Genomic DNA, 14,631 nt, shown 5'->3' on the forward strand with positions numbered 1-14,631 from the left:
CAACTCCTGGTTCCTGGACGGCTTGAGGTAAGTTTCCGAAATAAGGGCTATTCCGAAAATCGCAGTAAAATTTTTAGTTCATATAACTATAAAAAAAGCGTCACATAGATGAAATAATTAGTGTACATCGGCTAAAGGTTCGACTTACCTTGTAAGTGACGCGTCGTTCCGGAAGGGTGCAAACCTTCCGTTAACAGGATCCTGACTGCTCTGGCTTGAGCTGACAATAGTGGGTTATCCCGGAGCGGATAACACTGGTCGCAGCCACTGCAGATGTGTACACGCTTGTTCTGTTAATCCATCAGTGAGGAACGGCATGAAAAGACAGAAAAGAGACATGTACGCTCGTGCATTCAAGCGGGGTTATCTCGCTGGCGTGTCCGGAAAATCCAAAGACAGCTGCCCGATTGAACAGGCGGAAGTTCGCCAGGAATGGCTGAACGGGTGGCGAGAAGGCCGCACAGATCAATGGGAGGGCATGACCGGCGTATCCGGCATCCATAAACTGGCTAACGTTACGACAGCGTGACGCCTCAACTAACCCCGATTCTTAATCTGATCTTTTTACACACAATTTGACGCAGTACTCAGAGCAAACCAAACGGGGCCTCCCGCCCCGTACCATGCGATGAAGCGCCACGGGGTTCATTCCCCGCTCGGGCCCGCTAAGCGGGCCCACCTTCGTTATGGGGCGCGGTAAATCACTTGACCTGCCGGATAGCCTCAACAGCCTCTTTAATAAGTTCAGGCCCCCGGTAAATAAAACCGGTGTAGATCTGGACCAGCTTGGCACCGGCCCGGACTTTCTCGGCTGCACTTTCACCGTCCATAATGCCGCCGACACCAATAATCGGTAGTGATTCCCCCAGTTCCGCGTAAAGCCCCCGGATGACCCTGAGAGAAGCCTCCCGCACCGGTGCGCCGCTGAGGCCACCAGCCTCATCGGCATGGGCATGACCTGCCACGGCATCCCGACTGATCGTTGTATTGGTGGCAATCACGCCATCAAGGCCCGTCTCACGCAGGGCGGATGCCACGAACCGGATACCGTCATCGTCCATGTCCGGGGCGATCTTCACAGCCACAGGCACGTACCGGCCATGCTCCTTCTCACACTGGAGCTGTTCGTCCTTGATGGCCTCCAGCAGGCCCTTCAGAGAGTCTCCAAACTGCAAATCCCGAAGACCGGGCGTGTTGGGCGAGGACACATTCACCGTTATGTAATCGGCCCGACTGTAAACTGCCGATATCCCCTTCCGGTAATCGGACTCGGACTGCTCGTTGGGCGTGTCCTTGTTCTTGCCAACATTGATTCCAAGCACGCCCTTGTAGCGGCGCTGATCCACACGGGCCAGCAAGTGGTCCAGCCCCTGGTTGTTGAAACCCATCCGGTTAATGATGGCCTGATGCTCTTGCAGCCGAAACATCCGTGGTTTGGGATTGCCGGGCTGCGCCAGAGGCGTCACGGTACCAACTTCAATAAAACCGAAGCCCAGGGCGCCAAGCGCATCGAGGTGATCGGCGTTCTTATCCAGACCTGCGGCAAGCCCGACGGGGTTCGGAAAATCCAGCCCCATAACATTCACTGGCAATGAATCTATCTTTGGTGAAAAAGCGCTCAAAACGCCTAATCGGTGCGCAAGATCGAGACCATTCAATGCAACATTGTGAGCTTGCTCCGCTGGAAGGCGGAAAAGCAGATTGCGGATAACGCCGTACATCTGAAAAAACTCCCCTGATCCAAGTGGGCGGAGTATACCGGAAGTTTTCCACAGCATCCCGGGATAGAACCAAATCAGCTGTAAATGACTGTATCATGGCACTCTCATGACCTTTTCCACGGAATCTGTGGATAAACCTGTTGAAAATCGCGGGGCAACGGTTGCCATCCCTTGATAACTGCGCCAATCTACAAATTGATCATTTTTTGATCAGTTATTTTTGTTTTTATTTTCAATGGTTTATATATTTTTCTCATGGCTGTCGACAAATACTAAACAAAATGTTACCCAGTCATCGTTCTGCAATGATGTGCATAAATCACTTGAAATCCCCTCTTTTAGCCACCCCTGCCAAAGCCCGTGAGAATAACGTTATACTGGCACCTGTCTTCTGATCTGGAGTGCATCAATGCAAGAGCCGATTTCCCCCGCCCAACAGCACCGGGAAAACCTCGCGGGCGAAATGAAGGCGGCCTCGCGCGTGACCATTATCGGAATGATTCTCGATGCCGTACTCGGGGTCATAAAAGTCATTGGTGGTGCTCTTTTTAACTCCCAAGCCCTGCTGGTGGATGGCATTCACTCCTTTACGGATGTTGCCTCTGATCTGGTTGTTCTTGGCGTCATGAAGGTATCCCGCCAGGAGCCGGATGACGACCATCCTTACGGCCATCAGCGAATCGAAACCTTCGGCACTCTGGTTCTGGGCAGCATCCTGATTGCCGTTGGCGCCGCCCTGGCCTGGGAAAATACCCTACGCCTGATAGAGGGTGGCGTGGATACTGTGCCTGGCTGGCCGGTTCTGGTGGCAGCTGCAGCGTCTGTTGCGGGCAAGGAATGGATTTTCCGATACACACGCCACGTCGGCCTGAAGATCCGCTCGGATCTGATTATCGCCAACGCCTGGCACAGCCGAACCGATGCGTTCTCCTCAGTCGTGGTTCTGGTGTCCACGGCCGGCGCCATGCTCGGCATGGTCTGGCTTGATGTGTTCGCGGCGGTGGTGATCGCAGGCATCATTATCCACATTGGCTGGAAGTTTACCTGGGACAGCGTCAAGGAACTCGTGGATACCGGCCTCTCCCAGGAGGACACGGAGATGCTCAAGAGTATCGCCCGGGACACGGACGGAGTGCGCAACGTGCATGAGCTTCGCAGCCGTCGTATGGGGCACGACATTCTGCTGGATATTCACCTGGTGGTTCGTCCGGAAATCAGCGTATCGGAAGGGCATCAGATCGGCATGCAGGTTGTCTCGGGAATGCGGGATGCCCTGGACAACATCCGGGACATCAACTTCCACATCGACGCCGAAAACGACGAAGATCAGCCGCTGACCTCCGAGCGCCTGCCCTCCCGTGAAGACATCCGGGCCATCCTGGCCCGACACCTGGGAGAGTTGCCGCAACACAGCCGGCTCCGGCTGCACTATCTGAAAAACAAGGTGCATCTGGAGCTGTTCCTGGACAGCCCCGAGGGTGAAACCGTCTTCTCATCCTCAAACATCAGGGAAGAGCTCGGTGATTACCCCTGGTTTGGGAGTGTCCGGGTATGGGTGGCCGGCCCCTGAAAGCCGCCGGCCATATAACCTAGCGACGCCTGTTCTCTTCCATCCTTGAAAGAAATTCCTGCATGATCAGGGTGTAGAGCTCGCCCCCCAGGAAGCGGTCTTCCACGCCCGCATCAATGCTCGGGTTGTCGTTGACTTCGATGACGGCAACCCGGTTGCCTGACTGTTTGATATCCACACCGTACAGCCCGTTGCCGATCAGTCTGGTGGCATTCAGGGCCGCCTGAATGACATTCCTTGGCACCTCATACGTGGGCATGGTCTCAAAGCCACCGCTCTCACTCTCGGATTCGCTGTGCTGATAGATCTGCCAGTGGCCTTTCACCATCATGTACTTGCAGGCGTAGATGGCCCGCCCACCGAGCACACCAATACGCCAGTCGTAATCGGTGTAAAGGTATTCCTGAGCCAGCACCAGGGCGGACTGCTTGAACAGGTCTCTCAGCCCGGCACGGAGGGTCTTCTCGTCTTCGGCCTTGGTTACGCCTCGGGAAAACGCACCATCCGGGATCTTGATAACTACCGGAAAACCCAGCTCACTGATGACCTGCTCGACAGCGTTCTTCTGATCTTTCGACAGGATGAGTGTCTTGGGCGTGGGAACCTTGTTGTTCTTCAGGAGATCTGCAAGGAACACCTTGTTGGTGCACTTGAGGATCGACACCGGATCATCAATGACCACCATGCCCTCAGCGGCCGCCTTGCGGGCAAACCGGTAGGTGTGATGATCAATGGCAGTGGTCTCACGAATGAACAACCCATCGTATTCCGGCAGGCGCATATAATCCCGCCGGGTAATCTGCTCAACGTTGATACCCAGCTTGCGACCGGCTTTCTCGAAACGCTTCAGGGCAACCTTGTCACTCGGCGGCATCTCCTCATCGGGATTGACCAGCACCGCCAGATCATAGCGGTAACGGCGTCGGGTCCGTGGCTTACGCCAGACCATGCTGCTGAAACGATCCAGGGCCGCCGCGAACACGTCCTGCTCCTGCTCGCCCAGATCCGCCGGAGCCGCCGGCTTCATGGACTCGATCTGCCACTGCTTGCGGCGCTTGAAAACAATTTCAAGAATCGGACAAGGGAACCGCTCGAACAGCGCCCGGGCGACCGGCTTCAGATCCGGGTGCTCGGCCTGGCCAAAGTAGGTCCGAATGCGCACTTCATGGGTGGCCGCGCGCTCATCACTGGCAGGGTCAATAGCGGAACCCGCTGCTTCCAGCCAGTTGATGACGCTTTCATCAAGCTCTTCCAGCTCAAGTGAAAACAGTCCTTTGCGGCCGAGATCATTGAGCGTCATCACCGAGGGTACGACATGGTGACCACGGGCTTCCGCCAGGAGTGAACAATAATACCCCTTGCTCAGGTAACGGGCGCTCTGACACAGGTTGATGACCCTCACCCGGCTGGCGGGCGGAGCTGAGAACTGGAGGTACTGATCAAACGTCAGCACGTCCTCACTGGGGTAATAAGGCGCCCAGTCTTTGGCGCGGTCCACTACGATAAGCAATCGGGACATTGAAGGCATTCCTCCCTGAAAGGTCTTGCCTGTAGTAATTGAGGCCACAATACGCCGGTCACAATCGCTGCACAATCGGCGCATAATGCGTGCTTTTACGCATCCTTGTGGTCTTTGCGTTACCCTGACTCTCACACATAATAGCGGAGTACGGGAAGCCCAACAGCATGCCCTCCTCGCGTTTTTCAAGGCCGTCTCTCAATGCCTGATTTCCAGCTCCGACAAGCCTCCAGCAAGGATCTCGACGCCCTGGTCTTGCTCGAAAACCGGTGCTTCGCCGAAGACCGGCTTTCCAGGCGTAGCTTCCGCCGCTTTCTGGAGATGCCCAGAGACCGCTTGATTGTGGCCGAGGCCGATGGCGAGCTGGTGGGCTACTGCCTGATTCTGATGAGCGCTGCCACCCGGCTCGCCCGAATCTACTCCATTGCGGTGTCTCCGGCTGTGCGTGGCCAGGGCGTGGGCGAAAAACTGGTACGGGAAGCAGAATCTGAGGCGGTGGACGCTGGCCGTATCATCATGCGCCTGGAAGTCCGCGAGGATAACAGAGGCGCCATCAACCTCTACAAGCGCCTGGGCTATCGCCAGTTCGGCACCTACCGGGACTATTACGAAGACCACGGAGACGCCCTTCGCTTCGAGCGACGGATTCTGTTCTACGAGCCTTCAAGAGAATTTCCGGCCGTTCCCTACTATCCGCAGACCACGGATTTCTCCTGCGGGCCGGCGGCGCTGATCATGGCGATGGCCGCTCTGGATGAACAGCAACCACTCACAACCCTGGAAGAACTCAGGCTTTGGCGAGAAGCGACCACCATATTTATGCTCGCCGGCCACGGCGGCTGCGGCCCTCATGGACTGGCGCTCGCAGCGTGGAATCGGGGTTTTGAAGCCAGCGCCTGGATCAGCATGGAAGGAGCCCTTTTCAAGGACACCGTCAGAAGCGAGGACAAGAAGCGGGTACTAGAGCTGGTACACGAGGGCTTTTTACACGACATCGGCAAGACAGGCATTCAGCTACACCATGACCCGCTGACCCTCGAAGCGATGGAAGAAGCCCTTCACGAAGGCAGAATTCCGGTCATCCTGATCAGCACCTGGCAACTGAATCGCAGCCGCGTTCCCCATTGGGTCACCGTCTGCGCGATTGACGACCAGTTCGTGTACCTGCACGACCCGGAAATTGATACAGAACTCGGCGAAACCGTGGCCGACAAGCAGTACCTGCCAGTCGACCGCCGGGTGTTCAGCCAGATTTCACGGTACGGCAGGAACCAGCCATTGCAGGCTGCGATCATCGTAGGGCCCAAGCGACCGGCCTGATCAGCCGGTCCGCAGTGCCGCCTCTTTCAGCTCGGCGATATCATCCCGCAGACGCGCAGCCGTCTCGAAATCCAGTTCGGAAGCGGCCTTGTACATTTCATCCTCAAGCCGGGACACCTCCTTGAGGACCTCCTCCGGCGATCGATTGCCAGCCTTGGCCCGATACTGTTCCGCCTCTTCGGCTGCTTTCTGCCCCGGGCGCTCGGCCTTGCGACGGCCACGGCCGCCGCCTCCGGCACCTTCCATGATGTCGGCAATTTTCTTGTTCAGGCCCTGCGGGGTAATGCCCTGCTCCAGATTGTGAGCTTCCTGCTTGGCCCGGCGACGCTCTGTCTCATCAATAGCCCGCTGCATGGAGCCTGTAATCCGGTCACCGTAGAGAATGGCCTTGCCGTGAACATTCCGCGCCGCACGACCCATGGTCTGGATCAGTGAGCGCTCGGAGCGCAGGAAACCTTCCTTATCTGCATCCAGGATGGCCACCAGCGAAACCTCGGGCATGTCCAGACCTTCCCGCAGCAGGTTGATGCCCACCAGCACATCGAATTCCCCCCGCCGGAGGTCCCGGATGATCTCCACCCGCTCGACGGTATCGATGTCCGAGTGCAGATAGCGAACCTTGATGTCGTGTTCCATCAGGAAGTCGGTCAGATCCTCGGCCATACGCTTGGTCAGCGTGGTCACCAGAACCCGTTCCTTTACCTTCACCCGCGTGTGGATTTCCGAGAGCAGATCGTCCACCTGGGTAGACGCGGGACGCACCTCGATTTCCGGGTCCAGCAGGCCGGTGGGGCGCACCACCTGTTCCACCACCTGACCCGCATGCTCGGCCTCGTAAGTGGACGGGGTTGCGGATACGAAGATCATCTGGGGCGCAATTCGCTCCCACTCTTCAAACTTCATGGGTCGGTTATCCAGCGCCGATGGGAGGCGGAAACCGTACTCAACAAGGGTTTCCTTCCGGGACCGGTCGCCCTTGTACATGGCGCCGATCTGGGGAATGGTCACGTGAGATTCATCCACCACCAGCAAGGCATTGGGCGGCAGGTAATCAAACAGTGTCGGCGGTGCCTCACCTGGGCGGCGACCCGAGAGATAGCGCGAGTAGTTCTCGATGCCGTTGCAATAGCCCAGTTCCAGCATCATTTCGATGTCGTACCGGGTGCGCTCTTCCAGGCGTTGTGCTTCCACCAGGCGGTTGTTGTCCCGCAGCTGCTGCAGCCGCTCATCCAGCTCAACCTTGATATGCTCGACCGCATCCAACACCGTCTGCCGGGGCGTCACATAATGCGATTTCGGGTAGATGGTGACCCGTGGCACTCGGCGCAGGACCTCACCGGTCAACGGGTCGAAATAGCTGAGATTCTCAACCTCGTCATCGAAGAGCTCGATGCGGATAGCTTCCTTCTCGGATTCCGCCGGGAATACATCGATCACATCGCCCCGAACCCGATAATTGGCCCGGTGGAACTCGATATCGTTCCTGGTGTACTGAAGTTCGGCCAGGCGCCGGAGGATGTATCGCTGATCGATCTGATCGCCCCGGTCCAGATGCAGCATCATCTTCAGGTAAGACTGGGGGTCACCGAGGCCGTAGATAGACGACACCGTCGCCACAATGATGGCATCCGGTCTTTCCAGCAATGCCTTGGTAGCAGATAGACGCATCTGCTCAATGTGCTCGTTGATAGAAGCGTCTTTCTCGATAAACGTGTCCGACGAGGGCACGTAAGCTTCTGGCTGATAGTAGTCGTAGTAGGAAACGAAATACTCCACCGCATTGTCGGGAAAGAACTCCTTGAACTCACCATAGAGCTGGGCGGCCAGGGTCTTGTTATGGGCCATGATGATGGTGGGCCGCTGGACCTGCTGGATGACATTGGCGATGGTGAAGGTTTTACCGGAGCCGGTTACCCCCAGCAACGTCTGGTGTGCCAGACCGGATTGGATACCATCCACCAGCCCTTCGATTGCCTTGGGCTGATCGCCCGCTGGCTGGAACGGCGAATCAACCTGGAACACACCCTCTCTGGCGGAAACGTTTGCCTGATTACTGGCCATAACTGGCGGAAACCTCCGGTAAAACCGACGCACGGGCGAAACAGCCCCTGCCATTCGAGAAATTTAGCGATACACTGGCTTCATGATACCATCAGTGCGATCGACGGCTGGGCGTAAATCAGCCAGCAGCTCTGGCACCCGGCGGTCGCAGCCCTATCAGACGCAGCTTTAAGGAGCGCAAGTTTGGACCTTCAACTTTCCAGCCGAGTACAGGCTATCAAGCCCTCTCCCACCCTCGCAGTCACCAACAAGGCCGCGGAACTCCGCGCAGCAGGCCAGGACATTATCGGCCTGGGTGCCGGCGAGCCGGACTTCGACACACCTGATCACATCAAACAGGCAGCCATTGAAGCCATCAATAACGGCCAGACAAAATACACTGCCGTGGATGGTACGCCAGCCCTGAAAAAAGCGATTATTGCGAAGTTCAAACGGGACAACGGCCTGGATTACGAAGCCAACCAGATACTGGTAAGCAGTGGTGGCAAACAGAGCTTTTTCAACCTCGCACTTGCCACACTGAACCCGGGTGACGAAGCCATCATCCCTGCCCCGTACTGGGTTTCCTACCCGGATATGGTGCTGGTGGCTGAAGGCAAACCCGTGATTATCGAAACCGGTGCTGAAACCCGCTTCAAGATCACTCCGGAGCAGCTGGAAAACGCGATTACCGAGCGTACCCGCCTGTTCGTGATCAATAGCCCCTCGAACCCGAGCGGCATGGCCTACACCCTCGAAGAGCTGCAGGCCATCGGCGAGGTGCTGAAGAAGCACCCGAACATCATGATCGCCACCGACGATATGTATGAGCCGATCCTCTGGACCGGCAAAGCGTTCTGCAACATCCTGAACGCCACGCCTGAGTTGTATGACCGCACCTTCGTCCTGAATGGCGTATCCAAGGCCTACTCCATGACTGGCTGGCGTATCGGCTACGCCGCGGGCCCGGCGAAAATCATCGGTGCAATGAAGAAGATCCAGTCCCAGAGCACCTCCAACCCGGCCTCCATCTCCCAGGCAGCGGCACAGGCTGCGCTGGATGGCGATCAGGGCTGCGTGGGCGAGATGGTCAAGGCCTTCAAGGAACGCCACGACTGGCTGGTAGAAGCACTGAACAAGCTGCCAGGCGTTGAATGCCTGAACGGCGACGGTACCTTCTATGTGTTCCCCAGCTTCCAGGGCGCCATCGATGCGGATTCCAGCGTCAGCACCGACGTTGAATTCGCCGAGAAACTGCTGACCGACGCCGGCGTGGCACTGGTCCCGGGTTCCGCCTTCGGTTGCCCTGGCCACATGCGCCTGAGCTTTGCGACCAGCATGGAAAACCTGGAAAAGGCTGTCGAACGCCTTCAGAAAGCGCTTGGCTAAAAAGTTCTGGCCAGGGGTTGACGGGGCGGTATTGCCAACTTAATATACGCGCCTCGTCACACGACGACGTTCCCCGATAGCTCAGTTGGTAGAGCAACGGACTGTTAATCCGTTTGTCGCTGGTTCGAGCCCAGCTCGGGGAGCCACTATTCTAAAAGCCCGCTAATTCTTTGAGTTAGCGGGTTTTTTATTGCCCCGCTTTTGATTCTATCTTTTGTTTTTGAGGTTTACTCCTGCCCTAGCCTGCTCGTTGGCGGGACTGGTGCGGCTGTCATGGCTTTCCAAAACACGCTACAAGCACGTCCGTGTGCGCTTGTTTCGGGCCGTCCATGGCCCTCTACAGTTTTGGAAAGCCATGACAGCCACACCGTTCGACGGTGTACGTATCCGCAAAACAGACAAAACTCTCACAGAAAGCAGATAGTCAGCAGATTGCAGTAGCCCACCGAACTCTGATGCAAGATATATCTGAGGAAGTTAGAAGAGGTGGTGTGGGGCCTCCCTCCCAAAAATGTCTGTGGCCAAGGATGGCCACAGCCAAGCGCACATGGATGTGCTCGTAGCGGTTTTTGGGAGGGAGGCCCCACACCACCAGACTCCAAACCATGCAAGCTAGGAGCCCAAATCAGACAAGAACCTAGAAACTAGGCGCCAATAACCTCAGAGTGAATAGCCTCCAAGGAAGCCAGCGGGTCAGACGCCTGAGTAATCGGACGGCCGATCACGAGGTAATCGGAACCGGCTTTGAGGGCATCTGTGGGCGTCATGATGCGCTGCTGGTCGCCTTTATCGGCCGTCAGGGGGCGGATACCCGGTGTGATCAGTTTGAAGTCGGCGCCCTGCTCGACTTTAAGCTTCGGTGCCTCCTGGGCGGAGCAGACGACGCCGTCGAGGCCGCAATTTTTGGTGAGGGTTGCCAGTCGGGACACCTGTGCTTCCGGGGAATCGGTGATGCCGATGCCGACGAGGTCGTCGGCGTTCATACTGGTGAGGACCGTGACGGCGATCAACAGCGGGCGATCCGCGCCAAAGCTTTCCAGACGTTCCCGACAGGCGGTCATCATTTTCTCGCCACCAGAGGCATGCACATTGACCATCCATACACCGAGATCGGCAGCGGCAGCAACTGCAGCTGAGGTGGTGTTCGGGATGTCATGGAATTTCAGGTCCAGGAATACGTCGAATCCACGCTTCTGAAGCCCTTCCACCAATTGCGGGCCGGAACGGGTGAACAGTTCCTTACCCACTTTCAGGCGGCATTTACCCGGGTCCAGTTTGTCGACCAGCTCAAGGGCAGGATTCTGGGAGGGAAAATCGAGGGCGACGATGATCTTGGGATCGTTAGCGGTTTGCACGTTCACTTGTCCTGCAGAAATTCAGTAAAGGTTTATTCGGCTTCAACACCCTGGATCGGGCGCACGGTTTCCCATTGCTTGCAGCTTGGGCAAAGCCAGTGCAGCTGACGGCCAGAGAAACCACAGCTGACACAGCGGTAGACGGGACGATTGGCGAGAATCAGGTGGCCAATACGGCTCACCAGCCTGCCCTCATCAGTGGTCATGCCCTTCTCATAGCCGGCCATTTCCACCAGCCTGAGCAAGCCACGGACACTCGGGCGGGTTTCCAGTTCCTGCCTGAGCAAGTCGATAGCAGCCGGTCGCCCCGAGGCGCGCTCGACAGACTCCACCAGAGCCAGCAACAAACTGGTGCTCGGGTAGTTTTCGTAAAGCTTGCGCAGTTTTTTCGCCAACCGGCCAATGTCGCCGTGCTCGTGCTCAAGCTTCATGAGCCGGTCGATGGCTTCCGGCCCAAACTCGGGGTTCTGTTCGAATACTTTCAGGCACTGGCTGCCTGCCTCGCGATAGCTGCCCTGACGAACCAGCAGCTTCATCATAATCAGATTGGCTCGCACGCAGGAGCGATCGTACTCAAGCGCCTCCTTGGCCAGTTTCTGGGCAGCCCAACGGTCGTCCTGTTTCAGGGACTCTTCCGACAGCTCGCATGTCAGGTAGGCCAGCACCTTGAACATTGCCGGGTCGGCGTCCCCACGTGTCAGCGTTCGGGCCACTTCGGCAGCCTTTGCCCATTCCTTTTCCTGTTGGTAGAGGTCGATGAGCTGCTGGGAGGAGTGCCGTCCGTAATCCTTGTCGCCCATCAACTGGTGCAGCAATGCCTCGGCGCGGTCAAGCAGCCCCGCGTTCAGGTAATCGCGGGCAAGCTCGAGAGTCACCTGCGGGGAGAATCTCGGGGGTAATTCGGGCCTGGCCAGTAGGTTCTGGTGGATCAGTATGGCGCGATCGGTTTCGCCCTTGTTGCGGAAATGGCTGCCAATGGAGAGGTGGAGACTGACAGTATCCTTGTTGACCGCAAGGGACTGGACGAAATTCTCAACCGCCTGGTCGGAGTAGTTCGTGAACAGGAACTGGAGACGGTCCTTCACCGATTCCTCATCGGAAATCGTTTTGCCGGATCGCCTGTCACCGCTTCCCAGCCGGCCCACAAGCCAGCCAACGGCGACTGCAACTGTCAGCAGCAGCCACTGTAATACGATATCCATTAAAGAGTCCGGTCGTTCTGGGCCCTGGATTTCTCCAATGCCTGCTCGGCGCGATCAAGTCGTTTCTGAAGGGTTCGCCGGGACACCGAGTTGCGAACGGTGGCCAGCATGGTCATCAGCACGCCAACAAGGGCACCGACAACAAATGCCATGATAATCCAGACAGCGACACCATGAGGTTGGGTTTCAAACAGCAGGAAGTTAAGGGAGACTGCCATTTGATTGTTGAGCGAGAATACCAATGCCAGCAGAACCAGGACCAAAACCAACAGAATAATGAGGATCTTCTGCAATCCTGCCATAGCAATAGCACTCCCAAAGGGCTTTTATGCCCGAATTATACGCGTTCCCTGAGCAGCTGTTAAAAGCCTTTCTTCAAGCTGTCGTTGACCTGCTCTCTCAATTCCTTGCCGGGTTTGAAGTGCGGCACATATTTGGCTGGCAACTGAACAGCCTCACCGGTTTTCGGATTGCGCCCGGTACGCGCGGCCCGGTGATGAAGGGAAAAACTGCCAAATCCCCGGATTTCTATTCTCTGACCATCGGCAAGCGACTGGGACATGTGCTCGATGATGGTTTTTACAGCCAGTTCGACATCTTTAACGGAGAGCTGAGTTTGCTTGGAAGCAATCAGCTCGACCAGTTCGGACTTCGTCATGAGGCGTTTCCCTCTTTCATTTTTATTCGGCCGTCGGTTACCGGATTCCCATGACTACCTAGTTTAGCCAAACCAGAAAAAAACACAAAAAAAACGGGCTCTTAGAGCCCGTTTTTTTCGTACCAACCGGAAGATTAGTCCTTGTTGGCGTTTTGCTGCTGCATCTGCTCCTTGATGAGATCACCGATGGTGGTCGCACCAGAGGAAGTTTCCGCAGTTTTGGTCCGCACGTTTTCCAGTGCCTGCTTGTCGTCCTCAACATCTTTGGACTTCACAGACAGGTTGATGATGCGGTTCTTGCGGTCGATGCTGATGATCTTCGCTTCAACTTCTTCGCCTTCCTTCAGCGCGTTGCGTGCATCTTCAACACGGTCACGGCTGATTTCAGAGGCTTTCAGTACCGCTTCAACTTCGTCGTTCAGAGCAATGGTAGCTGCCTTGGCATCAACTGCAGACACGGTGCCCTTAACAATAGAGCCCTTGTCGTTCAGCTGTACAAACTCGGCGAACGGATCGCTCTCGAGCTGCTTGATACCCAGGGAGATACGCTCACGCTCCGGATCAACAGACAGGATAACGGTTTCAACTTCGTCACCCTTCTTGTATTCACGAACCGCTTCTTCGCCAGTCTCGTTCCAGCTGATGTCAGACAGGTGAACCAGACCGTCGATGCCGCCATCCAGTCCGATGAAGATACCGAAGTCAGTGATTGACTTGATCTTGCCGGAGATGCGGTCGCCCTTGTTGAAGTTGCTGGAGAAATCTTCCCACGGGTTGGATACGCACTGCTTGATACCCAGGGAGATCCGACGACGCTCTTCGTCGATATCCAGAATCATCACGTCCACTTCGTCGCCAACCTGGACAACCTTGGACGGATGGATGTTCTTGTTGGTCCAGTCCATTTCGGAAACGTGAACCAGACCTTCAACACCTTCTTCCAGCTCAGCAAAGCAGCCGTAGTCGGTCAGGTTGGTAACGCGTGCCTTGACCTTGGAACCTTCCGGGTAACGACCCTTGATATCAACCCAGGGATCTTCGCCCAGCTGCTTCAGGCCGAGGGAAACACGGTTACGCTCACGGTCAAACTTCAGAACCTTAACGCTGATTTCGTCGCCAACATTAACGATTTCGCTCGGATGCTTGATGCGCTTCCAAGCCATATCGGTAATGTGCAGCAGGCCGTCAACACCACCCAGATCCACGAACGCGCCGTAGTCGGTCAGGTTCTTGACGATACCCTTGATTTCCATACCCTCGGTCAGGGTTTCGAGCAGAGCTTCACGCTCAGCACTGTTTTCAGCTTCCAGAACGGCGCGGCGGGAAACAACCACGTTGTTACGCTTCTGGTCGAGCTTGATAACCTTGAATTCGAGTTCTTTGTTCTCCAGGTGCGCGGTGTCGCGAACCGGACGAACATCAACCAGCGAGCCAGGCAGGAAGGCACGGATGCCGGCCAGATCGACGGTGAAGCCACCCTTGACCTTACCGTTGATGATACCTTTAACCACTTCCTCAGCTTCGAAGGACTTCTCGAGTACCTTCCAGGCTTCTGCACGCTTGGCCTTTTCACGGGACAGACGGGTCTCACCGAAGCCGTCTTCAACAGCGTCGAGAGCTACATCGACAACGTCGCCGATAGCAATTTCCAACTCGCCTTTTTCGTTAAGGAACTGGGAGGCGGGGATAACGCCTTCGGACTTCAGTCCGGCGTTAACGGTGACCCAGTCGTTATCGACGTCTACAACGGTTCCCTGGACGATGGAACCCGGTTGCATGTCAATTTCTTTTAGGCTTTCTTCAAAAAGATCCGCAAAGCTCTCGCTCATTATGAGTCCTATATGATCAACGCAAGTG

General features: G+C 56.3%; 12 protein-coding genes and 1 tRNA gene. 5 read left to right on the forward strand and 8 right to left on the reverse strand.

What is annotated here, in order from left to right:
- Positions 1 to 316: 316 nt before the first annotated feature.
- The gene (rmf, locus tag MDHKLMBL_RS15660; protein ID WP_008172042.1) at positions 317 to 529 is read left to right on the forward strand and encodes a ribosome modulation factor; all 213 of its coding nucleotides are present in this window, start codon (positions 317 to 319) and stop codon (positions 527 to 529) included.
- 172 nt (positions 530 to 701) lie between these two features.
- On the opposite strand, the gene MDHKLMBL_RS15665 is transcribed toward rmf, so the two are convergent.
- Complete coding sequence (locus tag MDHKLMBL_RS15665; protein ID WP_104271396.1) at positions 702 to 1,721, reverse strand: quinone-dependent dihydroorotate dehydrogenase; 1,020 nt, start codon at positions 1,719 to 1,721, stop codon at positions 702 to 704.
- Between the two features lie 409 nt (positions 1,722 to 2,130).
- On the opposite strand from MDHKLMBL_RS15665, the gene MDHKLMBL_RS15670 reads away from it, so the two are divergent.
- Positions 2,131 to 3,291, forward strand: a complete 1,161-nt coding sequence (locus tag MDHKLMBL_RS15670) for a cation diffusion facilitator family transporter (RefSeq protein ID WP_008172046.1) — start codon at positions 2,131 to 2,133, stop codon at positions 3,289 to 3,291.
- Positions 3,292 to 3,310: 19 nt separating this feature from the next.
- Here the strand turns inward: MDHKLMBL_RS15670 and MDHKLMBL_RS15675 are convergent, their stop codons facing one another.
- Positions 3,311 to 4,810, reverse strand: a complete 1,500-nt coding sequence (locus MDHKLMBL_RS15675; RefSeq protein WP_053114956.1) for a RimK family ATP-grasp domain-containing protein — start codon at positions 4,808 to 4,810, stop codon at positions 3,311 to 3,313.
- 201 nt (positions 4,811 to 5,011) lie between these two features.
- On the opposite strand from MDHKLMBL_RS15675, the gene rimI reads away from it, so the two are divergent.
- Positions 5,012 to 6,130: a ribosomal protein S18-alanine N-acetyltransferase gene (rimI, locus tag MDHKLMBL_RS15680; protein ID WP_053114955.1), complete on the forward strand. Its 1,119-nt coding sequence runs from the start codon at positions 5,012 to 5,014 to the stop codon at positions 6,128 to 6,130.
- Here rimI and uvrB read toward each other — a convergent pair whose 3' ends face one another.
- Positions 6,131 to 8,191 carry an excinuclease ABC subunit UvrB gene (gene uvrB / locus MDHKLMBL_RS15685; protein ID WP_053114954.1) on the reverse strand — a complete coding sequence of 687 codons (2,061 nt, stop codon included), beginning with the start codon at positions 8,189 to 8,191 and terminating at the stop codon, positions 6,131 to 6,133.
- 183 nt (positions 8,192 to 8,374) lie between these two features.
- On the opposite strand from uvrB, the gene MDHKLMBL_RS15690 reads away from it, so the two are divergent.
- Positions 8,375 to 9,559, forward strand: a complete 1,185-nt coding sequence (locus MDHKLMBL_RS15690; RefSeq protein ID WP_008172055.1) for a pyridoxal phosphate-dependent aminotransferase — start codon at positions 8,375 to 8,377, stop codon at positions 9,557 to 9,559.
- A gap of 70 nt (positions 9,560 to 9,629) precedes the next feature.
- Positions 9,630 to 9,705 (forward strand) — tRNA-Asn (locus MDHKLMBL_RS15695).
- 498 nt (positions 9,706 to 10,203) lie between these two features.
- Here MDHKLMBL_RS15695 and pyrF read toward each other — a convergent pair.
- From pyrF to rpsA, 5 genes are all read right to left on the reverse strand, one after another.
- Positions 10,204 to 10,914, reverse strand: coding sequence for an orotidine-5'-phosphate decarboxylase (gene pyrF, locus MDHKLMBL_RS15700; RefSeq protein WP_053114953.1), 711 nt, complete (start codon positions 10,912 to 10,914; stop codon positions 10,204 to 10,206).
- Positions 10,915 to 10,946: 32 nt separating this feature from the next.
- Entirely contained in the window at positions 10,947 to 12,116 is a 1,170-nt protein-coding gene (gene lapB / locus MDHKLMBL_RS15705) for a lipopolysaccharide assembly protein LapB (protein ID WP_008172059.1), read from the reverse strand.
- Positions 12,116 to 12,418, reverse strand: coding sequence for a LapA family protein (locus tag MDHKLMBL_RS15710; protein ID WP_008172060.1), 303 nt, complete (start codon positions 12,416 to 12,418; stop codon positions 12,116 to 12,118). The genes lapB and MDHKLMBL_RS15710 overlap by 1 nt, the downstream gene beginning before the upstream one ends.
- Before the next feature lie 59 nt (positions 12,419 to 12,477).
- Positions 12,478 to 12,774, reverse strand: a complete 297-nt coding sequence (locus MDHKLMBL_RS15715; protein WP_008172061.1) for an integration host factor subunit beta — start codon at positions 12,772 to 12,774, stop codon at positions 12,478 to 12,480.
- A 134-nt stretch (positions 12,775 to 12,908) separates the two neighbouring features.
- Entirely contained in the window at positions 12,909 to 14,603 is a 1,695-nt protein-coding gene (gene rpsA, locus MDHKLMBL_RS15720) for a 30S ribosomal protein S1 (RefSeq protein WP_014576794.1), read from the reverse strand.
- Positions 14,604 to 14,631 lie beyond the last annotated feature (28 nt).

This window comes from Marinobacter flavimaris (assembly GCF_002933295.1).
Classification (GTDB): domain Bacteria; phylum Pseudomonadota; class Gammaproteobacteria; order Pseudomonadales; family Oleiphilaceae; genus Marinobacter; species Marinobacter flavimaris.